This window comes from Brevundimonas sp. (genome assembly GCF_035626975.1).
Lineage (GTDB): Bacteria > Pseudomonadota > Alphaproteobacteria > Caulobacterales > Caulobacteraceae > Brevundimonas.
In genome coordinates, this window is the sequence record NZ_DASPMQ010000055.1 from 102,670 (window position 1) to 127,698 (window position 25,029).

The 25,029-nt window shown below is 69.4% G+C and carries 26 protein-coding genes; 17 read left to right on the forward strand and 9 right to left on the reverse strand.

What is annotated here, in order from left to right:
- Window positions 1-33 precede the first annotated feature (33 nt).
- Complete coding sequence (locus VEB62_RS14390) at window positions 34-813, forward strand: tyrosine-protein phosphatase (RefSeq protein ID WP_324801132.1); 780 nt, start codon at window positions 34-36, stop codon at window positions 811-813.
- Complete coding sequence (locus VEB62_RS14395) at window positions 810-2,156, forward strand: anthranilate synthase component I family protein (protein WP_324801135.1); 1,347 nt, start codon at window positions 810-812, stop codon at window positions 2,154-2,156. Before VEB62_RS14390 ends, VEB62_RS14395 begins: the two co-directional genes overlap by 4 nt.
- On the opposite strand, the gene VEB62_RS14400 is transcribed toward VEB62_RS14395, so the two are convergent.
- The 3 genes from VEB62_RS14400 to VEB62_RS14410 are packed head-to-tail and all read right to left on the reverse strand — an operon-like array spanning window position 2,099 to window position 3,609.
- Window positions 2,099-2,641 (reverse strand): TadE/TadG family type IV pilus assembly protein, encoded by a 543-nt coding sequence (locus tag VEB62_RS14400; protein WP_324801137.1) that lies wholly within the window; start codon window positions 2,639-2,641, stop codon window positions 2,099-2,101. The genes VEB62_RS14395 and VEB62_RS14400 overlap by 58 nt on opposite strands.
- Entirely contained in the window at window positions 2,638-3,189 is a 552-nt protein-coding gene (locus VEB62_RS14405) for a TadE/TadG family type IV pilus assembly protein (RefSeq protein WP_324801140.1), read from the reverse strand. Before VEB62_RS14405 ends, VEB62_RS14400 begins: the two co-directional genes overlap by 4 nt.
- A 6-nt stretch (window positions 3,190-3,195) precedes the next feature.
- Window positions 3,196-3,609, reverse strand: a complete 414-nt coding sequence (locus tag VEB62_RS14410; protein ID WP_324801142.1) for a pilus assembly protein N-terminal domain-containing protein — start codon at window positions 3,607-3,609, stop codon at window positions 3,196-3,198.
- Window positions 3,610-3,909: 300 nt separating this feature from the next.
- Between VEB62_RS14410 and VEB62_RS14415 the strand changes: the two genes are divergently transcribed.
- The 9 genes from VEB62_RS14415 to VEB62_RS14455 all read left to right on the forward strand — a co-directional run bounded on the left by VEB62_RS14415 (window position 3,910) and on the right by VEB62_RS14455 (window position 13,032).
- Complete coding sequence (locus tag VEB62_RS14415) at window positions 3,910-4,080, forward strand: Flp family type IVb pilin (RefSeq protein ID WP_168047289.1); 171 nt, start codon at window positions 3,910-3,912, stop codon at window positions 4,078-4,080.
- A gap of 109 nt (window positions 4,081-4,189) precedes the next feature.
- Window positions 4,190-4,702, forward strand: a complete 513-nt coding sequence (locus tag VEB62_RS14420) for an A24 family peptidase (protein WP_324801145.1) — start codon at window positions 4,190-4,192, stop codon at window positions 4,700-4,702.
- Window positions 4,703-4,837: 135 nt separating this feature from the next.
- Window positions 4,838-5,758 (forward strand): Flp pilus assembly protein CpaB, encoded by a 921-nt coding sequence (gene cpaB / locus VEB62_RS14425; protein WP_324801148.1) that lies wholly within the window; start codon window positions 4,838-4,840, stop codon window positions 5,756-5,758.
- Entirely contained in the window at window positions 5,755-7,188 is a 1,434-nt protein-coding gene (locus tag VEB62_RS14430) for a type II and III secretion system protein family protein (RefSeq protein WP_324801151.1), read from the forward strand. Before cpaB ends, VEB62_RS14430 begins: the two co-directional genes overlap by 4 nt.
- Before the next feature lie 8 nt (window positions 7,189-7,196).
- The gene (locus VEB62_RS14435) at window positions 7,197-7,859 is read left to right on the forward strand and encodes a CpaD family pilus assembly protein (protein WP_324801154.1); all 663 of its coding nucleotides are present in this window, start codon (window positions 7,197-7,199) and stop codon (window positions 7,857-7,859) included.
- Window positions 7,860-7,866: 7 nt separating this feature from the next.
- A complete protein-coding gene (locus tag VEB62_RS14440) occupies window positions 7,867-9,435 on the forward strand; it encodes a CpaE/TadZ family protein (RefSeq protein WP_324801156.1) in 1,569 nt (522 codons plus the stop codon).
- A gap of 3 nt (window positions 9,436-9,438) precedes the next feature.
- A complete protein-coding gene (locus VEB62_RS14445) occupies window positions 9,439-11,049 on the forward strand; it encodes a TadA family conjugal transfer-associated ATPase (protein ID WP_324801159.1) in 1,611 nt (536 codons plus the stop codon).
- Between the two features lie 6 nt (window positions 11,050-11,055).
- The gene (locus VEB62_RS14450) at window positions 11,056-12,033 is read left to right on the forward strand and encodes a type II secretion system F family protein (protein WP_324801161.1); all 978 of its coding nucleotides are present in this window, start codon (window positions 11,056-11,058) and stop codon (window positions 12,031-12,033) included.
- A gap of 9 nt (window positions 12,034-12,042) precedes the next feature.
- On the forward strand, window positions 12,043-13,032 hold the full coding sequence (locus tag VEB62_RS14455) for a type II secretion system F family protein (protein ID WP_324801164.1): 990 nt from the start codon (window positions 12,043-12,045) through the stop codon (window positions 13,030-13,032).
- A gap of 23 nt (window positions 13,033-13,055) precedes the next feature.
- Here VEB62_RS14455 and VEB62_RS14460 read toward each other — a convergent pair whose 3' ends face one another.
- Together VEB62_RS14460 and VEB62_RS14465 are read right to left on the reverse strand one after the other, a co-directional pair.
- The gene (locus VEB62_RS14460; RefSeq protein WP_324801166.1) at window positions 13,056-13,490 is read right to left on the reverse strand and encodes an SRPBCC family protein; all 435 of its coding nucleotides are present in this window, start codon (window positions 13,488-13,490) and stop codon (window positions 13,056-13,058) included.
- 82 nt (window positions 13,491-13,572) lie between these two features.
- Complete coding sequence (locus VEB62_RS14465) at window positions 13,573-14,874, reverse strand: MFS transporter (protein ID WP_324801168.1); 1,302 nt, start codon at window positions 14,872-14,874, stop codon at window positions 13,573-13,575.
- 109 nt (window positions 14,875-14,983) lie between these two features.
- On the opposite strand from VEB62_RS14465, the gene VEB62_RS14470 reads away from it, so the two are divergent.
- Window positions 14,984-16,294, forward strand: coding sequence for an amidohydrolase (locus VEB62_RS14470; RefSeq protein WP_324801171.1), 1,311 nt, complete (start codon window positions 14,984-14,986; stop codon window positions 16,292-16,294).
- 70 nt (window positions 16,295-16,364) lie between these two features.
- On the forward strand, window positions 16,365-16,502 hold the full coding sequence (locus VEB62_RS14475) for a hypothetical protein (protein WP_324801173.1): 138 nt from the start codon (window positions 16,365-16,367) through the stop codon (window positions 16,500-16,502).
- Here the strand turns inward: VEB62_RS14475 and dapE are convergent.
- The gene (gene dapE / locus VEB62_RS14480; protein ID WP_324801176.1) at window positions 16,499-17,659 is read right to left on the reverse strand and encodes a succinyl-diaminopimelate desuccinylase; all 1,161 of its coding nucleotides are present in this window, start codon (window positions 17,657-17,659) and stop codon (window positions 16,499-16,501) included. The two genes, VEB62_RS14475 and dapE, sit on opposite strands and share 4 nt — an antisense overlap.
- 48 nt (window positions 17,660-17,707) lie before the next feature.
- On the opposite strand from dapE, the gene VEB62_RS14485 reads away from it, so the two are divergent.
- From VEB62_RS14485 to VEB62_RS14495, 3 genes are all read left to right on the forward strand, one after another.
- Window positions 17,708-18,178 carry a cupin domain-containing protein gene (locus VEB62_RS14485; protein WP_324801178.1) on the forward strand — a complete coding sequence of 157 codons (471 nt, stop codon included), beginning with the start codon at window positions 17,708-17,710 and terminating at the stop codon, window positions 18,176-18,178.
- Window positions 18,162-19,457: an MFS transporter gene (locus tag VEB62_RS14490; protein ID WP_324801180.1), complete on the forward strand. Its 1,296-nt coding sequence runs from the start codon at window positions 18,162-18,164 to the stop codon at window positions 19,455-19,457. Before VEB62_RS14485 ends, VEB62_RS14490 begins: the two co-directional genes overlap by 17 nt.
- Window positions 19,458-19,930: 473 nt before the next feature.
- Entirely contained in the window at window positions 19,931-20,641 is a 711-nt protein-coding gene (locus VEB62_RS14495; RefSeq protein ID WP_324801182.1) for an EF-hand domain-containing protein, read from the forward strand.
- Between the two features lie 4 nt (window positions 20,642-20,645).
- Here the strand turns inward: VEB62_RS14495 and VEB62_RS14500 are convergent, their stop codons facing one another.
- Window positions 20,646-22,541 (reverse strand): ribonucleoside-diphosphate reductase subunit alpha, encoded by a 1,896-nt coding sequence (locus VEB62_RS14500; RefSeq protein WP_324801218.1) that lies wholly within the window; start codon window positions 22,539-22,541, stop codon window positions 20,646-20,648.
- A gap of 238 nt (window positions 22,542-22,779) precedes the next feature.
- On the opposite strand from VEB62_RS14500, the gene VEB62_RS14505 reads away from it, so the two are divergent.
- Window positions 22,780-23,577 (forward strand): phosphatase PAP2 family protein, encoded by a 798-nt coding sequence (locus VEB62_RS14505; protein WP_324801184.1) that lies wholly within the window; start codon window positions 22,780-22,782, stop codon window positions 23,575-23,577.
- 172 nt (window positions 23,578-23,749) lie between these two features.
- On the opposite strand, the gene VEB62_RS14510 is transcribed toward VEB62_RS14505, so the two are convergent.
- The gene (locus VEB62_RS14510) at window positions 23,750-24,175 is read right to left on the reverse strand and encodes a hypothetical protein (protein WP_324801186.1); all 426 of its coding nucleotides are present in this window, start codon (window positions 24,173-24,175) and stop codon (window positions 23,750-23,752) included.
- 95 nt (window positions 24,176-24,270) lie between these two features.
- Window positions 24,271-24,999: a glycosyltransferase family 2 protein gene (locus VEB62_RS14515; protein WP_324801189.1), complete on the reverse strand. Its 729-nt coding sequence runs from the start codon at window positions 24,997-24,999 to the stop codon at window positions 24,271-24,273.
- Window positions 25,000-25,029 lie beyond the last annotated feature (30 nt).

Sequence of the window (25,029 nt, forward strand, 5' to 3'; positions counted from 1 at the left end):
GGAAGCGTCGCGGACGTGGGCTAGACAGGCGGCATGACCGGCCGCATCCAGCGCTTCGACGCCCTCGACAACTTCCGCGACTACGGCGACTACGCCTCGGCCGCCGGCCGGCGCGTGGTCGCCGGCCGGCTGTTCCGCTCGGCCCACCACGCCCGGGCCTCGGAGGCGGACCTCCAGCGGCTCGCGGGCCTCGGCCTCGCCGCCGTGGTCGACCTGCGCCGCCCCGGCGAGCGCCGCGACCAGCCCTCGCGCCGCCCGCCCGGCTTCACGGGCCAGGTCATCGAGAGCGCTCACGACGACGGCCGCGAGGCCCCGCACATCACCTTCCTCAAGACCGCCGACCTGACCATCGACGCCGGCCGCCGCTTCATGACCGAGACCTACCGTCAGCTGCCGTTCGAGCCCGCCCATCTCGACCTGTTCGCCCGCTATTTCCGCGCCCTGGCCGAGGCCGACGGCCCCGTCCTGATCCACTGCGCCGCCGGCAAGGACCGCACCGGCCTCCTCGCGGCCCTGACCCACCACCTGCTCGGCGTGCATCCGGACGACATGATCGGGGACTTCCTCCTCACCAACACCGCCGTCGACCTGGCCGGCCGCGCCCCGGCCATCGCCCGGCAGCTCGAGGCCATGACCGGCCGCCGCGCCGCCCACGACGCCGTCGTCGCCTTCCTCGGCGTCGAGCCGGTCTATCTCGAAACCGCCCTGGCCGAGGTCGCCGCCCGCCACGGCTCGATCGACGGCTATCTGCAACAGGCGCTCGGCGTCGACGCGGCCCTGCGCGACCGTATCGGCGAACGGCTGGCGGCGTGATCCAGCCCTTCCAGGCGAGCGAGACCCGCGTCCGGCCCTGGCGCGATCCCCTCGCCGTCGCCGCCGGCCTGCGCCACCGCGACGGAGCGCTGGCCCTGCTCTCGGACGGGGGGCCGCTGGGCCGCTGGTCCTTCGTCGCCGCCGATCCCGACTGGACCGGCGAGACCGACCACCTCGACCGGCTGCGCGATCCCGCCCTGTCGCGCGGCGTCGTCGGCCTCCATGCCTACGACGCGGGCGCCCGACCGGCCACAGGCCCGCGCCCCCAGATCTGGCCCGACCTGATGCTGGCCCGCTACCCCGCCATGCTGGCCTTCGACCACCGGGACGGGACCGTCACCGTCACGGGCCGTGGCCCCGACGCCGCCTCGGCGGCGGCCGCCGCCGACGGCGCCGAAGTCTGGCTGGCGCAGGCCGTCGAGGCGCCGTTCCCGCCGCCGCCCGCTCCGGAGATGCGGGCCGAGGCGCCGCCCGGGGCCTATCTCGCCGCCGTCGCCGACGTGGTCGATCGCATCGCCGCCGGCGAGCTGTTCCAGGCCAACATCGCCCGCGCCTGGTCCGGCGAACTGAAGGCCGGCGCCGACCCGTTCGACGTGATGCTGCGGCTGGCCGGCCGCGCGGCGGCCTACGGCGCCTTCTGGCGGCTGGGCGACCGGGCCCTGGTCTCCAACTCGCCCGAGCTGTTCCTGACCTTCGACCCCCAAAGCCGCCGCATCGAGACCCGGCCGATCAAGGGCACCCGCCCGCGCCACGCCGATCCCGCCCGGGACGCCGCCCTCGCCGCCGAGCTCCGCTCAAGCGCCAAGGACCGGGCCGAGAACCTGATGATCGTCGACCTGATGCGCAACGACCTGTCCCGCGTGGCCGAGCCCGGCACGGTGGCGGCGGACCGCCTGTTCGAGATCGAGAGCCACCCGACCGTGCACCACCTGGTCTCGACCGTGACCGGAACGGCCCGGTCCGGGACCGGCGTCGCCGACCTGCTGGCCGCGACCTTCCCCCCCGGCTCGATCACCGGCGCGCCCAAGCATCAGGCCATGAAGGTCATCGCCGCCCACGAGCCGCCGCGCGGACCATGGTGCGGCAGCCTGTTCCACCTCGACGGCGACGGCGGACTGACCGCCTCGGTGCTGATCCGCACGGCCTCGTTCGAACGGTCGGAAGGGCGCTGGCGCTTTCGGGCCCTGGCCGGCGCGGGCATCGTCGCCGACAGCGATCCGGCTTCGGAACTGGCCGAGACCGAGGTCAAGATCCTCGCCCTGCGCGAAGCCCTGACCGGCGGGGATCAGGTCGCGGGGCAGGTCGGGCAGAGCGTCTTGTCGACGGTCCGCGGCCGCAGATAATAGGTATGCGAAAACCGTGTCAGCCCGGGCATCAGATAGTCCGCGGCCGAGTCGTAGTCGTAGGTCACCTCCGCCACGACCACGCTCTCGCCGGCCGCGACCAGGTCCGCCGGCAGCGTCATCGTCGAACCGACGCCGCGGGCCGACATGCCGTCGGCGCGGCTCCAATCCACCGTCGGCACGCCGCCGACATTGGTGACGCTGGACACCCGCTGATGCAGCGTCGTGACCGGGAACGGCTTCATCATCAGGTCGCCGATGTTGAAGATGTCGTCGATCGCCGCCGGCGTCACCGTCTCCTCCTGGGCCACCAGGTCCGCGACCATGGCCGAGACGTGGCCCATCCGCTTCTGGGCCATGAAGCCCTGACAGAACTCGGTCATGCCCATGTAGAAGGTGATCAGCACCGGCGCGATCATGGCGAATTCGATCGCCGAGACGCCGCGCTCGTCGCCGGTCAGCCGCCTGATCAGACTGCGCTTCATCCGGCGGGCTCGTTTCGGAAGGCGGTGGTCGCGGTCAGTATGGCCGTGCGGTCGCCCACCTGCGACAGGCCCTGGGACAGGAAGGTCGTCAGCAGCGGATGCTGATACCAGACCCGCACGAGGATCAGGTCGCCGGGGTTGCCGTTGGCGTAGGTCAGGCCGCTCTGGTCGAATCCGTCTCCGGCCAGCGGATCGGGCGGCGTCGTGTTGAACTGGGGGATGACTCGCACGTCGATGGTGGCGTTGGTGGCGCAGTCGCCCGAGAAGATGCTCATGCGGCTGCACAGGTTCGCCTTGAACTGGGCCGCGGTCATGCCCTGGGCGCTGGCCTGGCCGGTGCGCACCAGCCGGCCGGTGGCGATAGCCGCGTTCTCGAGCACGGAGTCGAGCGTGAAGATCAGCGCCACTTCGAGGATGGCGAAGATCATGACGCAGAAGGGCAGAACCACCAGACCGAACTCGACGGCGGCCGATCCGTCGCGGTTGCGCAGCAGGCCGCGCCGAAACGGGCGGCCTCCAAAGGTCCAGCGGCGACGGCGCGGGCTCAAGGCAGCCTATTGGGCGGCGGGCGCGGGACCGCTGGTTCCCCGCACGGACGGAGAGCACGAAGCGGCGCAGGCCATTTCGGTCGACTGGGCGCCCCGCCAGACCCGGACCCGTCCCGCGCCGTCGCCGGCGGTGACGACGACCTGGCTCTGGAAGACGGTGCGGCCGATCGGATCGACCGCGACCACTTCGGTCACGCCATAGCCCTTGCCGGTGATGTACAGCGTGTTGGCGTCCACCACGGTGACGTCGGCGATCTCGGGGTTGCCGACGATGACCGACCCGGCCGGGCCGCTCAACTGGACGCGCTGGGCCTGGTCGATCTCGACGCTGATGCGTCCGGACTGGGCCACGGCGAGGCCGGGGCCGGCCAGCAGGGCGGCGGCGCCGAGAGCGAGGAGCAGACGATTGGTGCGGGTCATGGCGACGGTGTCCATAGAGCGAGCGCGCGCGGGAGCGTGACGGCGAACCTGACCTCGAAACCTCAATAAAGTTTGAAACTCGCGCTGGAATACCGGCCAAGGCCAGTCACAGCGCGATGAAAGGGTGTTTTGAACCGTCAAGTTTGAGGATTTTGCAGTAAATCTTCCGGTAACCACGCCCGGCGACCTCGCCTTAACCGATATGGGCGATAACGACGGTGCGTTTTGGGGGTCAAGCGGGCTACCGGCTCCCCCCCGCGTTAGTAGCTCGCTTCCTCTTCTGAAAAGGGAACCATGACCATGAAGAAGTTCATTTCGAAGTTCATGTCCGACGAGTCGGGCGCCACGGCCATCGAGTATGGTCTGATCGCCGCCCTCATCGCCGTGGTGATCATTGCGGCCGTCACCGCCCTGGGCACCAACATCTCGACCCAGTTCGGCAAGGTCGCCACCGCCATCGGCGCCACCTAAGCGTCGTAGCGTCTTGAACCAGGCGAGGGCCGGAGCGGAAACGCTCCGGCCCTTTGCTTTTGTGCGCCAGGCAACGCGGCCTTAAAGGTCGCCAGGTCAGGATAGGCGGATGGAAGCCCTGCAACTGCTCTTGCTCGCCATTCTTCCCGCCCTGGCCATCGTCGCCGGGCTGAAGGATCTGACGTCGATGAAGATCCCGAACTGGATCTCCGGCCTGCTGATCCTCGGCTTCTATCCGACCGCCCTGCTGCTGGGCCTCGCGCCGATGGCGCTCGCGATCCACACAGGCGTCGCCGCGGCGGCCCTGCTGATCGGGATGGGCCTTTTCGCCCTGCACCTTCTGGGCGGCGGCGACGTCAAGCTGATGGCCTCAACCTGCCTGTGGCTGGGGGTCCCCGGGTCCGGCGTGTTCGTGCTGACGACCGCGGTGATCGGGGGCCTGTTCTGCCTGGCCCTGCTCTTCGCCCGGGTCTGGTTGCAGCCCTATGTCGCCAACAGGTCCGGCTGGGTCGCCCGGCTGATGGAGCCCAAGGGCCACATTCCATACGGCGTCGCTATCGCCGCGGGGGCCTTGGTCGCCTACCCGGCCTCCCCCCTGATGGTCGCCTTCCTGGCCGGCTAGGCTCGCCCCTGCCGCAGCGGGTCGAACCCCGCCGGGCGCACTTAGGCCCACGTTAACCCGCACCCGCCATGTTCGTTAACGGTAGGGGGCCGAAGGACCGATCACGGGTCCGGCCGGCCCTGCCGGAGACAGTCGATGAAGCCCGCCCGTATCATCGTGATCTGCGTCGCCGCCGTGGCCGCCATCGGGCTGGCCCTGGTCGTGCGCGCCATGGGATCCCCTTCGAAGGAACCGACCGCCGTGGCCACCGCCGCGCCCGTCGAGGTCCGGCCCATGGCCAAGGTGCTGGTCGCCGCCAAGGACCTGCAGGCCGGCAGACGGCTCGACGAGTCCGACATGGAATGGAAGGATTGGCCGGTCGATGAGGTCAATCCGGCCTTCATCACGGACGGCACGGTGCCGATCCCCGCCGCCGGCGCCGCCGCAGCTCCGAAAAAGGCGGACGCGAAGCCCACCGGCGCTGTCGCCACGGTGACCCGCGCCGCGACCAATCTCGCGACCGGCGGGGCCAAGGCGGACTATGTCGGCTCGGTGGTGCGCGAACCCATTCTCGCGGGCGAACCCATTGTGATGCGCAAGATCGTCCGCGCCGGAGACAGCGGCTACATGGCCGCCTACCTCGAGCCGGGCATGCGCGCCATGGCCATTCGCGTCACGGTCGAGACCGCCGCCGGCGGCTTCATCCTTCCGGGCGACCGCGTTGATGTCGTGCTGACGCGCGAGACCACGCTCGGCAACCTGGGCGCCAGCGAGGGCGACCGCTCCAAATTCACCTCGGCCACGGTCATGCAGAACATCAAGGTCCTGGCCATCGACCAGTCGACCCGCGCCGGCGACGATGAGCAGACCGTGATCGGCGCGACGGCGACCCTCGAGGTCGGTCCGCGTGACGCCGAGGCGCTCGCCCTGGCCAAGTCCGAAGGCGAACTGAGCCTGACCCTGCGCTCCTACGCCGACACGGGCGGCCCTTCCGGCCGCGTCTCGGCCGGCCCGCGCCAATCCGCCGCTGTCCGCGTCTATCGCGGCGGCGCGCCTGAAGTGGTGGTGGTTCAATGAGGCGCCCGCTGACCTATCTCGCCGCTGTCGCGCTGACCGGGTTGCTGGCGGCCGCCGTGCCGCCCGCCTCGCAGGTGCAGGCCCAGACCCGGGCCGCCGTATCCATGGGTTCGCAGTCGCAGCTGATCAGCCTGCCGCGTGGTTCGTCGATGGCCGTCGACCTGCCCGCCGACGCCCGGGACGTTATCGTGCCCAACCCGCTGGTGGCCGAGGCCATGCTGCATTCGCCGCGCCGGATCACCATCATCGGCCTGTCGCCGGGCGAGACCGACGCCGTCGTGTTGGACAACGCCGGCCGCACCATTCTGTCGCTGCGGATCCGCGTCGACGCCGGCGTGTCGGCGCTCCAGGACACGCTCAGCCGGGTCATGCCGGGCGCCAATGTCCACGCCGAGGCGGTCAACGACAGCGTCATCCTGACCGGCACCGTATTCAGCCCGGGCGAAGCCGACCGGGCCAGCCAGGTCGCCCGCGCCTTCGTCGCGACGCCCGACAAGGTCATCAATATGATGACCATCGAAGGCTCGGATCAGATCACCGTCAGGGCTCGCATCGTCGAGGTGCAGCGGACCGCCGTGAAGCAGCTCGGCCTGGACGCCACCGCCGTGCTCGCCAGCGTCGGCAACGGCCTCTCGCTGACGCAGGCCGCGACCTTCGCGGTCTCCGGCAACCAGCTCGGCGGCGGCATAATCAACTACCAGGACTCGGCCGGTGACGGCAGCAGGCTGAATACATCGCTGCGTGCGTTCGAACGCGCCGGCCTCGTCCGCATCCTCGCCGAACCCAACATCACCACCGCCAATGGCGAGAGCGCCGAATTCCTGGCGGGCGGCGAGTTCCCGGTGCCGGTCGGGCAGGAAACCGACGGCGACAGCATCAAGGTGACGATCGAGTTCAAACCCTACGGCGTGCGTCTGGCGGTGCGGCCGATCGTGCTGTCGCCGGGCCGGATTTCGCTCCAGCTGTCGACCGAGGTCTCCGAACTGACGTCGCTGGGGGCCTTCACCCTGGGGGGCGGCGCCGGAGGCGGCACCGCCCTGGTCATCCCGGGCCTCAACGTGCGGCGCGCGTCCAACACCGTCGAACTGCCCTCGGGCGGATCGCTGATGATCGCCGGCCTGCTGCGCGAGGACACCCGGCAGAACATCGACCAGCTGCCCGGCCTCGGCGACCTGCCGGTGCTCGGGGCGCTGTTCCGGTCGCGCGACTATCTCTCGGGCGAAACCGAACTGGTGATCATCGTCGAGGCCTACATCGTCTCGCCGACGTCGCCGGGGCGCATGCAGACGCCCGCCGACGGGCTGCAGATCGCCAACGACGCCCAGACCATCCTGTTCGGCCAGCTGAACCAGCACTATGGCCGCCCGAACGTCGCCGCCGACGCCGCCGACGCGGGCTGGAGCGGCCCCGTGGGCTATGTGATCGAATGAGGCCCCCGATGATGCGCGCCCTTCTCCTCACTGTCGCTGCGACCGCCGTCCTGGGCGGCTGCGCTTCGACCGGCACGCCCGACACGCAGCCGCTCACGCCGCTGTCGCGCTACTCCCTTCGGGTCGAGCCGGGCCTGGACCGGATCGCTCTCGCCGTGCATGAGGACGGTCTGTCATCGAACCAGCAGGCCGCGCTCAACGATCTGGCGGGCCGCTATCTGGCCTCCGGAAACGGCTGGATCCGGATCGAGGGCCCTTCAGGTGACGATCCGGCGGCGGCGCGTCAGACCTGGGCCGTCCGTTCGGCGCTGCAGTCGGCTGGCTTGCCGGCCGAGCGGATCGTCGTCGCCTCGTACGCCGCGCCGGATCCGAGGGCGCCCATTCTCGCCGGATTCGAGACGGTCCGGGCCGTGGTCCCCAACTGCGCCGCGGAACCGCGCTCCATGGACGGTCGGTTCTCGAATGCCGGCTCCATGGGCCTGGGCTGCGCCATAAACGCCAACCTCGCGGCCCAGATCGCCGATCCCCGCGACATCGCCGGTCATCGCCCGATCAGTCCGGCGGACTCCGGCCGGGCCGCGGTGGTGTTCGACAATTACCGTCGGGGCGAAGTCACCTCGGCTCCGCAAGAAGAGCTGGTCCAGGGCCGTATCGCCCGGGCCGTGGAATAGCCTGACCATGACCAACGCCTTCGCCCCGCGCCCGGCCGAAGACTTCGAGGACGAGTTCGACCTCGACATGGGCTATGTCGCGTCGGGCGCTCGACCCGGCGATCCCGGCCCGTCGTTCGCGCCGGCCCAGGGCGGCATGGGACTGGACGATGAGGCGGCTCGTCCGCCGCTGCAGTTCACCACCCCGGTCGTGGCGGCGCCGGCGCCGACCGTGGCCGCGGCCCCGTCGTATCCCGCTGCGCCGGTGCAAGGTCAGGTTCCGACCGTGGCCGGTTTCAATCCCGTCGGCGACCTCGTCGCCGGCGCCTCGGCGGCGTTCTCGCCGCCCGCGCTGGGCGGGGGCGGGCCCGAGGTTTCGGTGCCGCGCATCGCCATCCACGTCTTCGCCGAACGTCAGGACACCCTGGCCGCCGCCGAACGCGCCGGCCAGGATCGCCGTCTGTCGCGCGCCACGACCCAGATCCGGGTCGGCGGCGTCGCCGCGGCGGTCGAGGCCTATCAGCACGAGCCGACGCCGCCGCTGATCATCGTCGAATGCCTGAAGGACCCGCAGACCCTGCTGTGGGAAGTCGACCAGCTGGCCGAGGTCTGCGACGCGGGCACCAAGGTGGTGGTTATCGGCGCCACCAACGACATCCTCCTGTTCCGGGAACTGATGCGGCGGGGAGTCAGCGAGTATCTGGTCGCGCCGCTTCAGCCGCTGCAGCTGATCGCGGCCATCGGCGGACTGTTCTCCGATCCGGCCCAGCCTTTCGTCGGCCGATCGATCGCCTTCGTCGGCGCCCGGGGCGGGACCGGCTCCAGCTCGGTGGCGCACAATACCGCCTATGCGATGAGCGAGCGGATCGGCGCCAACACGGTGATCGTCGACTACGATCTGCCGTTCGGCACCGCCGGTCTCGATTTCAACCAGGATCCGCTGAACGGCATCGCCGACGCCCTGAGTCAGCCCGACCGTCTCGACCCGGTCCTGCTGGACCGCATGATGGTCCGCTGCACCGACAAGCTGAGCCTGTTCGCCGCCCCCGCCACCCTGGACGTGGACTGGGACATCTCGCCGGAAGCCTTCGAGGAGGTGACCACGCAGATTCGTTCGACGGCGCCCTTCGTGGTGCTTGACCTGCCGCACCTCTGGTCGGGCTGGATGCGCCGTACGTTGATCGCCGCCGACGAGGTGGTGGTGGTCGCGACGCCGGATCTGGCCAGTCTTCGCAACGCCAAGAACATGATCGACCTGATCCGTCAGGGCCGTCCCAACGATGCGCCGCCACGGCTGGTGCTGAATCAGGTCGGCGTCCCGGGGCGCCCGGAAATTCCCGCGAAGGAGTTCGGCGCGGCCCTGGGGGTGCACCCGAGCCTGATCATCCCGTTCGATCCCAAGGTGTTCGGAACGGCCGCAAACAACGGCCAGATGATCCTCGACTCGGGCGCCAAGTCCAAAGCGGCCGACGCCTTCCAGATGCTGGCCCAGATCGTCTCGCGCCGCGAACTGCCGATGTTGACCGGGCCGAAGGGCGGCGCCGGCAAGGGCGAGGGCCGGTCGATGTTCTCCGGCCTGTTCAAGAAGAAGTCCTGACGCGTGTTCGGCAAGCGCACAGGTCAGCCAGGAGCCCCAGCCCCGGCCCCGCGCCCCGCGCCGGCCGACGCTCCGTTCGCGCCTCAACCGGATTCCGGCGTCCAGACCCAGGCCTTCGCGTTCGGCGGCGACGTCGCCGAGCTGGACCGGGAAGAGCGCCGCGTTGAATCCTATAACGCCAAGCCCGCTTCCGAGGCCGCCGACCGCCTCGACGCGCTGGCTACGCGTCCCAGGCCCGCTGCCGCCACGGCCGCGCCAAAGAATGCACCCGGTCCCAAGGCCACGCCCGGCTTCGAACAGCTGAAGAAGGCCCAGGCTGTCGCCGAGATCGTCCGCGAACAGTCGGACTACTACCACGCCACCAAGACGACGATCTTCAACGCCTTGATGAACACGATCGACCTGGCCCAGCTGGCGCAGCTGGACACCAAGGCCGCGTCGGAAGAGATCCGCGACATCGTCGCCGAGCTTGTGGCGATCAAGAACGTCTCGATGTCGGTGGCCGAGCAGGAAACCCTGGTCCAGGACATCGTCAATGACGTGCTGGGCTACGGGCCGCTGGAGCCGCTGCTCGCCCGCGACGACATCGCCGACATCATGGTCAACGGCGCGGGCCGGGTGTTCATCGAAGTCGGCGGCAAGGTCCAGCTGACCAATGTCCGCTTTCGCGACAACACCCAGCTGATGAACATCTGCCAGCGGATCGTGTCGCAGGTCGGCCGCCGCGTCGATGAAAGCTCGCCGATCTGCGACGCCCGCCTGCCCGACGGCAGCCGCGTCAACGTCATCGCCCCGCCGCTGGCCATTGACGGCGCGACCCTGACGATCCGGAAGTTCAAGAAAGACAAGCTGACGATGAAGAACCTGGTGGAGTACAACTCCATCAGTCCCGAAGGCGCCCGCGTGCTCGGCGTCATCGGCGCGTCGCGCTGCAACCTCGTCATCTCGGGCGGCACCGGTTCGGGCAAGACGACGCTGCTTAACACGCTGACCGCCTTCATCGATCCCACCGAACGCGTCATCACCTGCGAGGACGCCGCCGAGCTGCAACTGCAGCAGCCGCACGTGGTGCGTCTTGAGACCCGGCCGCCGAATCTCGAGGGCCAGGGCATGATCACCATGCGCGATCTGGTGAAGAACTGTCTGCGGATGCGCCCCGAGCGGATCATCGTCGGCGAGGTCCGCGGACCGGAAGCGTTCGACCTGCTGCAGGCCATGAACACCGGCCACGACGGCTCCATGGGCACGCTCCACGCCAACTCCCCGCGCGAAGCCATCAGCCGTATGGAATCGATGATCACCATGGGCGGCTACGGCCTGCCGTCCAAGACCATCCGCGAGATGATCGTCGGCTCGGTCGATGTGATCATCCAGGCGGCGCGCCTTCGCGACGGGTCGCGCCGCATCACCCACATCACCGAGGTGGTCGGTCTGGAAGGCGATGTGATCGTCACCCAGGACCTGTTCGTCTACGAGATCACCGGCGAGGACGAGAACGGCAAGATCATCGGTCGCCACCGGTCGACCGGCATCGCCCGTCCCCGCTTCTGGGACCGCGCCCGCTACTACGGCCTGGAGCGCGAACTGGCCGAAGCCCTCGACGCGGCGGAGTAGGCGGCGATGCTCCCCATCCTCGCGGCGGTTCTGGCCTTCGTCACCCTTGGCGGCCTGGGTTGGGCGTTTGTGGGCGGCGGCGATTCTTCCGACGCCGCGGTCAAGCGCGCGCAGAATTTCGGCGGGCCGAAGCAGAACATGGCCGCCGCGCGCAAGGCCGCCGCGGCCAACACGCCGGAAGCCCGCCGCAAACAGATTCTGCAGCAACTGCAGGAGTCGGAACGCGCCCAGCGCAAGGCCCGGATCAGCCTCACCGCCAAGCTGAAGCAGGCGGGCCTGGCCACCAGCGTGCGGACCTTCTGGATCATCAGCGCCGTGCTGGCGGTGATCGCCTTCCTGGCTCCCCTGGTGTTCGGCTTCAACATCCTGATCGGGCTCGGCGCCGCCGTGGTCTTCGGCCTCGGCCTGCCGCGCTGGGTGGTCGGCTTTCTGGGCAAGAGCCGGCGCAAGAAGTTCGGCAGCCATTTCGCGGACGCCGTCGACGTCATCGTCCGGGGCATCAAGTCAGGCCTGCCGGTGCACGACTGCTTCAAGATCATCGCGCGCGAGAGCCCGGCTCCGCTGGGCGCGGAGTTCCAGACCCTGGTCGAGGGACTGGGCGTCGGCCTGACCCTGCAGCAGGCGCTGGAAAAGATGTATGAGCGCATGCCGACGCCTGAGCTGAAATTCTTCGCCATCGTCATCGGCATTCAGCAAAAGACCGGCGGCAACCTGGCTGAAGCGCTGGGCAACCTGTCCACCGTGCTGCGGGCCCGCAAGATGATGGGCGAGAAGATCAAGGCGCTGTCGTCCGAGGCGACCGCCTCCGCCGGCATCATTGGCGCGCTGCCGCCCGCCGTCATGATCCTGGTCAGCGTCACCACCCCGGCCTACATGGCCAAGCTTTTCACCGAGCCGCGCGGTCAGTTCATGCTTCTGATCGCGGTGCTGATGATGTCCCTCGGCGTCTTCGTGATGAAGCGCATGATCTCGTTCAAGTTCTAGGGAGGGGTCATGGGCGATATCATCGGCTTCTTCACCAACCTGCAGAACCTGCTCAGCATGGGCGTCGGCGTGCTGGTGTTCGCGACCATGGTGACCCTGCTCGGCGCGCTCGGCGGCGAGGCCAAGCTGGAAGGGCGAATGAAGGCGGTAGCCGTGCGGCGCGAGGAGCTGAAGCGCCGCTCCCGTCAGGCGATCGCCGCCCAGAGCAGCGGTCCCCAAAACCTCCGGCACACCGACGAGGGCTTCAAGAAGCGTGTCGTCGAACGGCTGAACCTGAACAAGCTGCTGGAGGATCCGAAGGTCGCGGACAAGATGGCCCAGGCCGGCTATCGCGGCCCGAAGCCGCTGACCACCTTCTACTTCTTCCGCTTCTCGATGCCATTCGTCATGCTGGCGCTGGCGGCGCTCTACGTCTTCGCCCTCAACGACTTCGGCCTGTCGGTGATGATCCGGCTGACCATCTGCATGGTGGCGGCGGTGATCGGTTTTTATGCGCCGAACATCTTTCTGGCCAACCGCATCGCCAAGCGCCGCACCTCGATCATGCAGGCCTTTCCCGATGCGCTGGACCTGCTGCTGATCTGCGTCGAGGCGGGCATGTCGATCGAGGCGGCGATCCAGAAGGTCAGCCAGGAGATCGGCGGTTCGTCGATCGATCTGGCCGAGGAGATGACGTTGCTGTCCGCCGAGCTCAGCTATCTGCCCGACCGGCGCATGGCCTATGAGGGGCTGGCCAAGCGGACCAACCATCCCGGCGTCAAATCGGTGGCCACGGCGATGACCCAGGCCGAAACCTACGGCACGCCGCTGGGGTCGGCGCTGCGGACCATGGCCAAGGAAAACCGCGAGATGCGCCTCTCGGCCGCCGAGAAGAAGGCGGCGGCGCTGCCGGCGAAGCTGACCGTGCCGATGATCCTGTTCTTCCTGCCGGTGCTGTTCATCGTCATCCTGACGCCGGCGATCATCAGCATCCAGGACACGATGGCCAAGGGCGGTTGACCTCGGTCAACCGCGAGGGGCGGCTAGGTCTGTTCCGCGACTGACTTCAGCGACTCGGCCACCGAATCGACCGCGGCGCGCAACGCCTTGCGGTGCCGGTCGAAATGCATCTCGCCGCGCAGGCCCGAGAAGATGAAGCCATTGGCGAAGATGCAACTGCCGGGTTCGATCTCGTCGATTTCGAAATATCGCAGCGAGCTGAACCAGAGACCGCGTTTCTCGGCCCAGACCAGCTGGGCGTTGGGCTGCCATTCTCCGACGCGGGCGGCCACCCGGCGTTCCGGGAGGCCGGAAATGGTCTCGGTCAGGGCGAGCGATCCGCCATAGGCGATGGCTCCCTCGACTCCGGTCTCGATCGGGTTCCAGCGCTCCCACGCCGGAAGATCGGCCAGAATCTCCCAGATGCGATCGGCGGGCGCGCGGACGCCGATGCGTTTTTCGATGCGGGCGATTTCCATGCCGTCGCTCTGACACGGCTTTTCGACGCTGAAAAGGCCGCGTCGCTCGCCGCGATAGCGGCCGGAAGCGCCGGGGTCCGTGTCAGCGGTTTCCTTCCGGGCCGGGTTGCGAGGCGGGCGGCGTCTCCGGCGAGGGGGTCTCGTCGCGACCCGGCAGGTCCGGGGGGCCTGCGCGAAGGCGCGTACTGACGAAACACAAGGCCGTGGCGGCCGCCAGCAGCAGCACATTGGCGATGAAGGGCGCCGGCTCGGTCAGTTCGTACAGCGCCACCCCGATCACCGGCGGGGCGAGGAAGCTGAGGCCGGCCAGCGACATCATCAGTCCCGCCACGGCCCCCTGCTCGTGCGGACCCACGGATAGCGAGGAGCCGGCGGTGAATCCCGGCCGGGCGAAGCCGACGCCCATCGACATCACCGCATAGCCGACGACGACGCCGTAATAGCCGGGCGAGACAATGCTCATCAGGTTGCCGACCAGCGCCAGGGCTGCGCCCCAGCGCATCAGGTCGGCCGCTTGCAGTTTGAGCAGCGGGATGAGGCCCCACTGGACCATCAGGGTCGCGGCCGCCCCGGCCAGCATCGCGATGCTGATGAAGGACGCTGTCTGGCCGGAGGTGATGCCTTCGACCGCCAGTTCGTCGATGATGTGGAAGCCAAGCACAGAGATGTTGATCGCCTGGGCTCCGGTCACCAGCAGGCCGTAGATCAGATAGTCCCGCACCCGCGGATCCTTCCAGAGACCCTTGGCGGCGTCGGCTTTTCGACCGCTGGGCGAGGGAGTGCGAACGGCGTCGCCGCTGGGGAGTTTCAACCACACGATCAGCAGCATGATCCCGCCGAACAGGGCGAAGGCGTGCATGGGACCGGCCAGACCCACGAACGGTAGGATGAAGACGGGCGCGAGCGTCGGCCCCACCACGGTGCCGAGACCCTGTGCCGAAGCCAGCAGGGACATCGCCTGGGTCCGCTGCCCGGGGCTCGTGCGGTCAGCGACATAGGCCTGGGACGCGATGGGTGCGGCTGAACCGAAGACGCCGTAGACCGTGCGGGCCACCGCCATGAGCCCAAATGCCACCAACACCGCCAGCCAGCCCTCAAGGCCCGAACTGGCGGCAAGACCGAAGCCGCCCATGGAGGCGACGAAACCGCCAAGGCCGATCATTATCACCCGCTTCCGGCCGAGCTTGTCCGAGAGACGCGCCCAGTAGGGCGAGGTCAGCGTCCACATCAGGGCGCTGATGGCGAAGGCTCCGGCGACGAGGGTGTCGCGCAGGCCGAACTCGCGCCCGATGGTGGGCAGCACCGACTGCAGTCCCATATTGCCAGCCGCCGCGATCAGGCTGACCGCGAACAGGATGGCGAAGGCGGGCGAGCGGAGGTTCACGCTCCGAACCTAGGGCGGCGCGCCGTCCGGGTCACCCCCGGTCGCACCGCCCTCTTGCGCAAGGGCGGTGGCTCCGCGCACGGTGGTCGTCTTCACCGGGGAAGCCGTCATGACCGTCCGCCGCCTGTTCGCCGCCACAGCCGCCGCCATGGCCTTCGCCCTGCCCGGGGGCGCCGCCCACGCCCAGTCCGCGGAGGCGGTCGCCGCGGCCGTCGAGACGGTGACGCCCAGGGTGGTGGCCTGGCGCCGCGATCTGCACGCCAACCCCGAACTCGGTTTCGCCGAGACCCGCACCGCCGCCCTGGTCGCGGACCATTTGCGGGCGCTGGGGCTGGAGGTGCGCACCGGCGTCGGCAAGACCGGCGTGGTCGGCGTGCTGCGCGGCGCGCGGCCGGGCCGGACGGTGGCGCTGAGGGCCGACATGGACGCCCTGCCGGTGCTGGAGGCGACCGGCCTGCCGTTCGCCTCGACGGCGACCGGGACCTACATGGGCGCCACGGTGCCGGTGGCGCATGCCTGCGGGCACGACGCCCACGTGGCGATGCTGATGGGCGCCGCCGAGGTGCTGGCCGGGATGAGGGACCAGATCGCCGGCACGGTGGTGTTCATCTTCCAGCCGGCGGAGGAGGGCGCGCCTCCGGGCGAGCCCAAGGGCGGAGCGGCGCTGATGGTCGAGCAGAGGGCGCTGGCCGATCCGCGGCCCGATGCGATCTTCGGCCTGCACGTCCTGCCCGGGCGGCCGGGGACCATCTGGTACCGGCCGCGGGGCTTCATGGCGGCGTCGGATCGCGTCGACATCACCCTGCACGGGCGGCAGACGCACGGGGCCTGGCCGTGGAAGGGGATCGACGTCATCTCGGCCTCGGCCGATGTGATCCAGACGATCAACGGCCTGACCGCCCGGACCATCGATCCGACCACGACTCCGACCGTGTTCACCATCGCGACGATGGACGCCGGCGTGCGCTACAACATCATTCCCGATCAGGCGGTGCTGTCGGGCACGCTCAGAACCTTCGACGTCGCGCAGCGCGATGACCTGGTGCGGCGGGCGGAGATCGCCATCGACAATGTCGCCGGGACCTGGGGGGCGACCGCCGACTTCTCGGTGCGCCAGAACGCGGCGCTGGTGTTCAACGACGAGGACCTGTCGGCCTGGCTGGCGCCGGTGCTGGAGGAGGCGGCGGGCGAGGGCGCCGTCAACGCGGGCGCGCCGCCGACGACGGTGGCCGAGGACTTCAGCTATCTGTCGCAGGAGGTCCCGGGGGTGTTCTACCATCTCGGGGCCAGCCCCGACGGGGTCGATCCGGCGACGGCGGCGCCGAACCATTCGCCGGCCTTCGACGTCAACGAGAAGGTGCTGCCGGTCGGGGTCAAGGCGCATGTGCTGACGGCGCTGCGCTTCCTCGAGCGACCTTGACGGCAACCACGTTTCTCAACGCCCCGGCAAGGATCGGAGCGCATCCTCACGCCTTCCGAGGGAGTGCGCCATGGGTAGCCTGCCGGTCCAGATGCCGCCGATGACGCTGGAGCGCCGGGGCAGCGCGCGGCGTGAGATCTTCTATTTCGTCGTCGCCTTCGCCGCCATGTTCGGCGCGGCCCTGCTGGGCCTCGACCTGCTGCTCTAGGTTCGCCCGAAGAAGGTCCCGATGACGCGGCGGTAGACCTCCGTCAGCGCCTCGATCTCGGTCACGGGCACGCGCTCGTCGATCTGGTGCATGGTCTGGCCGACGAGGCCGAGCTCGAGCACCGGGCACATCGAACGGATGAAGCGGGCGTCGGAGGTGCCGCCCGTGGTCGAGGCCTCGGGGCGGCGGCCGGTCGCGGCCTCGACCGCGTCCTGCACGCCGGTGACGAAGGCGCCCGGCTCGGTCAGGAAGGCGTTGCCCGAGCACAGGTGCTCCAGTTCGATGCGCAGGCCGCTTTCGGCCTGGGCCTCTCCGGCCATGGCGTTGAGCCAGGCGCTCAGGTCATCGCCGGTGTGGGTCGGATTGAAACGGATGTTCAGCCGCGCCTTCGCCTCGGCCGGGATCAGGTTGGTGGCCGGATTGCCGATGTCGATGGTGGTGATCTCGAGGTTGGACGGCTGGAAGCCCAGGTAGCCGTCGTCCAGCCGGTGGTCGGCCAGCCGCGCCAGCAGCCGGGCCATGACCGGGGCGGGATTGGCGGCGCGGTCGGGGTAGGCCACGTGGCCCTGTTTGCCGTGCACGGTGATCCAGGTGTTGAGCGAGCCGCGGCGGCCGATCTTGATCATGTCCCCGAGCGCGTGCTGGGACGACGGCTCGCCGACGACGCAGGCGTCGATGACCTCGCCCTCGGCCATCAGGGTCTCGACCACCCGTTTGGTGCCGTGCAGGGCGGGGCCTTCCTCGTCGCCGGTGATCAGGAAGCTGAGGGAGCCGGGCGGGTCGCCCTCGGCGAGGACGCGGGAGACGGCGGCGATCCAGGCGGCGATGCCCCCCTTCATGTCGACGGCGCCGCGGCCGTAGAGGACGCCGTCCCGGACCTCGGCCTCGAACGGAGCGGCGGTCCAGGCCTCGGTCGAACCGGTGGGGACGACGTCGGTATGGCCGGCGAAGCAGAGGTTGGGCGAGGCCGTGCCGCGCCGGGCGTAGAGGTTCTCGATATTCTCGAAGCGCATCCGCCGGCAGTGAAAGCCGAGGCCGGTCAGGAGGCGCTCGAGCATGTCCATCGCCCCCTCGTCGGCGGGGGTGACGGAGGGTCTGCGGATCAGGTCGCGGGTCAGTTCGACAGGATCGATAACGGGATGTGATGCGGCGCTCATGGACCTGTGCTTTAGGGGGTTCGGACGATTGCGAGAAGGCTTCTTCCCATGCCGAAGATCGACATCGAGAACGCGCCGACCGGACACGGGACGGGCTATCCCGAGGAATTCGCGGGGCCGTGCAAGGCGCGGCGGCGCTGGCGGCTGGGCGACGCGGTCGGGCTGGACCAGTTCGGGGTCAATCTGCTGCGCCTGCCGGACGGGGCCTGGTCGAGCCAGCGGCACTGGCACGAGGGCGAGGACGAGTTCGTCTGGGTGCTCGAGGGCGAGGTGGTGCTGATCGAGGACGACGGGGAGACCGTGCTGAGGGCCGGCGACTGCGCGGGCTTCAAGGCCGGGGTGCCGAACGGCCACAGGATCGAGAACCGGTCGGGAGCCGAGGCGGTCCTGCTGGAGGTCGGCACGCGCAGTCCGGAGGGCGACAGCGGCGACTATCCCGACCTCGACATGACCTTCCGCCCCGGCGGCTATTTCCATCGCGACGGAACTCCGTACCCGAAGCATGACCGACGCACCTGAGGCCCCCGAGCCGATCACCCCGTCCGTCGTCGAGGCGGCGCGGGAGGCCCATGGAACCAATCCCTGGCGGCTGCGCGACTTCCGCCTGCTGTGGGGCGGCCGGATCGCGGCCGTGCTGGCCATCCAGATCCAGTCGTCGGCCCTGCTGTGGCAGGTCTATGAGATCGCGCGGCGCGACCATCCGATCGCCGAGGCCAGCCTGTACCTGGGGCTGGTCGGACTGGCCCAGTTCATTCCGCTGCTGGCCCTGACCCTGCCGGCGGGCGAGATGGCCGACCGGCGCGACCGGCGGATCACCGTCGCCGCCTCGATCGCGGTGGAAGCCCTGTGCGCGGTCGCCTTCCTCGGTATGGCCGTGCATGGGTCGCCGCCGCTGTGGGGGCTGCTGGCCGTGGCCTGCCTGTTCGGGGCGTGCCGGGCCTTCCTGGCGCCGGCCAGCCAGGCCTTCCTGCCGATGGTGGTCGGACGGGCGGCCCTGCCGAGGGCCATCGCCGCCCAGTCGATCGCCTTCCAGACCGGGGCCATCGCCGGGCCGGCGCTGGGGGGGGTCATCGTCGGGATCAATGTGCCGCTGGCCTATGCCGTGGCGCTGGGCCTGTTCCTGACCGGGCTGGCGGCCTTCCTGCTGATCCGCACCTCCGGCAGGCCGGAGCGGGTCGGGGTCGGGCCGGGGCGCTGGGCGGCGGTCAAGGAGGGCCTGAAGTATGTCTGGACCACCAAGGTCGTGCTGGGGGCGATCTCGCTGGATCTGATCGTGGTGCTGTTCGCGGGGGTGGCCCTGCTGACCCCGATCTTCGCGCGCGATATCCTGCATGTGGGACCGGAAGGCTTCGGCCTGTTGCGGGCGGCGTTCGGGGTCGGGGCCTTCACGATGGCGCTGTATCTGGCCCGGTTCCCGATCGTGAGACATGGCGGCAAATGGATGTTCGCGGCGGTCGCCGTGTTCGGGGTCTGCACCATCGTCTTCGGCCTGTCGCAGATCGCCTGGATCAGCGCCGCCGCCCTGATGATCGGCGGCGCGGCGGACATGATCAGCGTCAACATCCGCCAGACCCTGATCCAGTTGTCGACGCCCGACCACATGCGCGGCCGGGTCAGTTCGGTGTCCATGCTGTTCATCGGCGCGTCGAACGAACTGGGCGAGGCCTACTCCGGGCTGATGGTCCGGTTCCTCGGGCCGATCGGAGCGGCGGTGTTCGGCGGGGTCGGGGCGCTGGCGGCGACGGGCGTGTGGGCCAGGCTGTTCCCGGGGCTGAGGAAGGCCGACCGGCTGGACTGAACGAGGTCTGCGCGCGATTCAGACTCAAAACAGGGTCTGAACAGTCTGAAGAGTCTGATTCGCCGGCGCGCCTCTGACGGTGCGGCGGCGGTTCGATTGTCAAAGACCGGTGGCGGAGGCGATCGGGACCATTATGCGTCCGCGAAAAACCATGCGCAGAAGATGGTCTCGAGAAACGGGGATGTGGCTGAAAGGGCGGGAGATTATCCGCCGAAGCCGACTATAGATTCCCGGATTGTCAGCACAGCGTCATGGCGCCGGCGCCGCCCACTGCGTGGGAGGTGAGGGTGGGGTTTCACCTCCCCACCCGCGGGGCGGTGGCGGGGCCGCGATCAGCGGGCCGGACGGAGGGGGCGGCGCGGGCGTCGATGGATTGCGCTCGTCCGCCCTTCGTTTCGATCCTGAAACAGTCGCGCCTTCGCCGGGTCCAATTGCGCTTACAGCCTCAAGGCCGTCCTTCCCTGCGAGACGCCATGATCCAGCCCACCGCATCCCCGGCCCGCATCCTCGCGTGGAGCGCCCTGTTGGCCGCGGCCGCGACGACCGTCGCCTGCGCGAGTGGTCCGCCGGGGCGTCCGGGCGGGACGGACGCGCCGCAGCGCACCGCCATGTTCATCAGCCCCTTCGGCGAACCCTTCATGGCCGAGCCGGGGGAGCCGTGGCCGGTCTCCGACTGGTTCATCGGCGCGGACATCGACCTCGACCAGGCCATGACGTTCGAGGAGTTCGCGGCGGATGGCCGACGCTGGTTCGGCGACCTGGATCAGGACCGGAGCGGCCGGCTCGACCAGGCGGAACTGGCCGCCTACGAAGCCCGCCTGCGGCTGCTGGCCCACGGACCGGGGCAGGGCGCGCCGCCGCAGAGACGCGGCGGCGACCGGCCGGCGCCGATGACCCTGGCGGAGCCGGCGCCGCAGAACGGCCCCCCGGGCAGAGTGCGGCGTCGCGGTGCGGGAGGGTGGGCCGGCGGCTACGGTCCGGTGGCCGAGGCCGGCTTCTTCAACCTGCCGCAGCCGGTCAAGGCCGCCGACATCAACATTGACCAGAGGGTGACCGCCGAAGAATGGGCGACGGCGACCGAGCGCTGGTTCCTCGCGCTGGACACGGACCGGGACGGCCGGCTGACGATGGCCGGCCTGCCCCGCACGCCGCTTCAGATGCGGGTCGAGGCGGGGCGGCGCTGAGGCCTCACTGGCAGGCGAGGCACTCGTCGTAGTCGGTGCGGGCGGCGCTGAAGAGATCCGGCTGGTTGGGGTCGATCTCGACCTCGGCCTTGTTCTCGGCGCCGGCGAAGGCGGCGCGCTGCACCGACTTGGAGCGCAGGTAGTAAAGCGACTTCACGCCCCGCTCCCACGCCGACCAGTGCAGCATGTGCAGGTCCCATTTGTCGACGTCGCCCGGGATGAACAGGTTGATCGACTGGGCCTGGCAGATTTCCGGGGCGCGGTCGGCCGACAACTCGACGATCCAGCGCTGGTCCAGTTCGAAGGCGGTCTTGAAGATGGCCTTCTCGTCGTCGGTCAGGCCTTCCAGATGCTGGACCGAACCCTCGTGCTCGAGGATCGAATTCCACACCTCGCTGGTGTCGATGCCCTTCTCGCCCAGCACCTTCTCCAGATAGGGGTTCTTGACCGCGAACGAGCCCGACAGGGTCTTGTGGGTGTAGATGTTGGCCGGGATCGGCTCGATGCCGGCGCTGGTCCCGCCGCAGATGATCGAGATCGAGGCGGTCGGGGCGATGGCCAGCTTGTGGCTGAAGCGCTCCATGACGCCGCGCTCGGCGGCGTCCTCGCAGGCGCCCTTCTCCTCGGCGAGCAGGCGGCTGGCCTTGTCGGCCTCACGGCGCAGGTGCTTGAACAGCCGCATGTTCCACGACTTGGCCATGGCGGATTCGAAGGCCACGCCCTGGGCCTGCAGGAAGGAGTGGAAGCCCATCAGGCCGAGGCCGACCGAGCGCTCGCGCTTGGCCGAATAGACGGCCGCGGCCATGGCCGGCGGGGCGCGGCGGATGAAGTCCTCCAGCACATTGTCGAGGAAGCGCATGACGTCCTCGATGAACTGGGGCTCCTCGCGCCATTCGAGGAAGGTCTCGGCGTTGACCGAGGACAGGCAGCAGACCGCGGTGCGGTCGACGCCGAGATGGTCGCGGCCGGTGTGCAGGGTGATTTCGGAGCACAGGTTGGACTGTTTGACCGACAGGCCGAGGTCGCGCTGATGCTGCGGCATCTGGCGGTTCACGGTGTCGGAGAAGATCAGATAGGGCTCGCCGGTCTGCAGGCGGATCTCGAGGATCTTCTGCCACAGGGTGCGGGCGTCGACTGTCTTGATGACGGCCTGGTCCTTGGGCGACAGCAGGTTGAACGGCTTGCCGTCGCGGACCGCCTCCATGAAGGCGTCGGAGATGTTGATGCCGTGGTGCAGGTTCAGGGACTTGCGGTTGAAGTCGCCCGACGGTTTGCGGATCTCGAGGAATTCCTCGATCTCGGGATGGTGGACGTCGAGATAGACGGCGGCCGAGCCGCGGCGCAGCGAGCCCTGGCTGATGGCCAGGGTCAGGGAGTCCATGACCCGGATGAAGGGGATGATGCCGGAGGTCTGGCCGGCGCCCTTGACCTTCTCGCCGATGGAGCGGACGCCGCCCCAGTAGGTGCCGATGCCGCCGCCGTTCGAGGCGAGGGCGACGTTCTCGTTCCAGACCGACTGGATGCCGTCGAGGCTGTCGCCGACGGCGTTGAGGAAGCAGGAGATCGGCAGGCCGCGGTCGGCGCCGCCGTTGGACAGAACCGGGGTGGCCGGCATGAACCACAGCTTCGACATGTAGTCGTAGACGCGCTGGGCGTGGCCCGGATTCTGGGTCGGGTCATCGGCGTAGGCCGTGGCGACCCGGGCGAACATGTCCTGGTAGCTCTCGCCGGGCAGCAGGTAGCGATCCTCGAGCGTCTTCTTGCCGAAGTCGGTCAGGAGGTCGTCGCGGGACCGGTCGAGCTGGATCGAGGGCACCACCTTCAGGTGGGGTCGATCAGCGGCGTCCGCAGCCGCAACCGACTGGAAATCCACCGTCTTCAACGCTTCGCCGCCGGCCATAATGGTCACTGCCCTGAACTGATCGATTAAGTCGTTCGCGCCACCGACCACATCATCTAGTGGCCGAAGCGCTCCCCAAGCCCACATATGGGGCGCAGATGGCTAACCAACCGTCAACGGGGTTGACGATCACTTTCTGGGCGAATCGGCCTCAAGGCGGGGGATGAGCCTGTGGACAGGCCGCGACGACGGCATGACAGAGGCGCCGCCGGGGCGCCGATTTTCTCATCACGAACGCGTGAGGGGAACGTCCCGCAAGCGGGACCGTTTCGGCCCGATGACCCCGGACCAGATCGCCGCTTTCGCCCGCCGCGCGCTGCGCATCGCGCGCACCGAGATCGCCGCCATCAGCGCCCTGTTCATCGTGGCGCTGGGGGTGATGACCTTCGTCGAACTGGCCGACGACATGACCGAGGCGGACGGCCGGGCCTTCGACGAGGCGGTGCTCGAGGCCCTGCGGCCGAACGCGACCGCGCTCGACCCCTGGGGGCCCGGCTGGCTGGAGACGGCGGCGATGGACCTGACCGCCCTGGGCGGCACCGCGGTGCTGAGCCTGTTCGCGGTGATCGTGACCGGATTCCTGGTTCTGCAGCGCAAGCGGCTGTCGGCCCTGCTGCTGGGGCTGGGCCTGATCGGCGGCGTGGCGCTGAGCGAGGGGCTGAAGGCGCTGTTCGGGCGCGACCGGCCGCCGGAGGCGCTGCGGGCGGTGGAGACGATGAGCGCCAGCTTCCCGTCCGGCCACAGCCTGCTGTCAGCGGTGTTCTACCTGAGCATCGGCGTGATGCTGACCCGGGCCTTCCCGCAGAAGCGGTTCAAGGCCTATGTCATCGGGGTGGCGGTGCTGCTGACGCTGATCGTGGGCCTGACCCGGGTCTATCTGGCGGCGCACTGGGCCACCGACGTGCTGGCGGGCTGGAGCGTCGGCGCGGCCTGGGCCATGGCGCTGTGGCTGGTCGCCTACGCCATCCAGCGGCGCCAGGCGGCGCGGCCGCAGGCGCCGCACGTCCTGCCGGTGGACGAGGACAGCCAGACCTAGACCGACCCGGCCCCATCGACCGTCATCCTCGGGCTTGACCCGAGGATCAGACCGTCCGGTGCACAGTGAACGACAGGCGGTCTCGCCTGCGGGGCCGTCTCTACCGCACAGCCGGGCCCGACATCTGATCCTCGGGTCAAGCCCGAGGATGACGGGTAAGGCTGGAGGATTCTCAGCCCGCCCCGAACTCGAGATCCTTGCGGGCCGAGATGATCGTGACGATGAAGCCGGCCAGCACGTCCAGCATGACCATGGTCAGGATCAGGAAGAAGGTCGAGGTGGCGAAGCCGGGGAACAGCAGGAAGGCCACCAGGCAGAACACGAACAGGATCATCGACAGGGCGTGATTGACGATGGCCACCTTCTGGCTGGAGGTCGACTTGAGCAGTTCGAAGAACAGCAGGATCAGCGACAGGAACAGGATCAGGTCGCCCGTGCCGACGTTCCAGGCGCTGCCCGAGACCATCGGGATAGAGAACAGCGGGTCGCGAAGCGCCTGCTCCGCCGCGGCGACGCCGCCGGTCCCCACCCAGCCCGACAGGACGACGATGGCGTAGAAGACGACCGGGATGAACAGAAGCGGGATGGCGATCAGCATGGGTCAGGGCTCCAATCTCGACGGCCGAGCTTGTTAACGATGAATACCCCCGTTCGCTCCGGACCGCTACGTCTGCTCGCCCGCGGGGCGAACGGTCAGAATTCGGAGATGGCGCCGGGGCGCCGCGAGCGCGACTTGAGCCACATCACGCCGAGCAGGTCGGACAGCGACGCCACCAGCCGGCCCCAGTTGGTGTATTTCGACCGGCCGGTCTCGCGGTGGCGGTGGCCGACGTCGAGGTAGCGGTTCTCGTAGCCCTCACGGATCATCAGCGCCGGCAGATAGCGGTGCAGGTGGTCGAAGTACGGCAGGCGCAGGAAGACGTCGCGCCGGAAGGCCTTGAGGCCGCAGCCGGTGTCGTCGGCGTCGTCCGAGAGCAGGCGCTTGCGGATGCGGTTGGCCCAGACCGAGGCCCAGCGCTTGGCTTCGGAATCCTGGCGGCGGGCGCGGACGCCGCCGACCAGGGCCACAGTCGAGGGCGAGGCGGCCAGCAGGTCGGCGAGGCGGGGCGCGTCGGCGGGCGGGTTCTGGCCGTCGCCGTCGAGGGTGACGACGATCGGGGCGCGGGCGGCCAGCACGCCGGTGCGCACGGCGCGGCTCTGGCCGGCGTTGGCGCCGTGGCTGAGCACGCGCAGGGCCGGCAGCTCGGCCATCAGGCCGCGCAGCTCGGCCAGGGTGCCGTCCCGCGAGGCGTCGTCGACGAAGACCATCTCATAGGCGCGGCCGGCGAAGGCGGCGGCGATCTCGCGGGCCAGGGGGCCGGCGGCGCCCTCCTCGTCATGCACGGGAACGACGACGGAGATGTCGGGAGCGGCTTCGGTCATGGGCGCTGTCTAGCGGAGTTCGCGACGCAG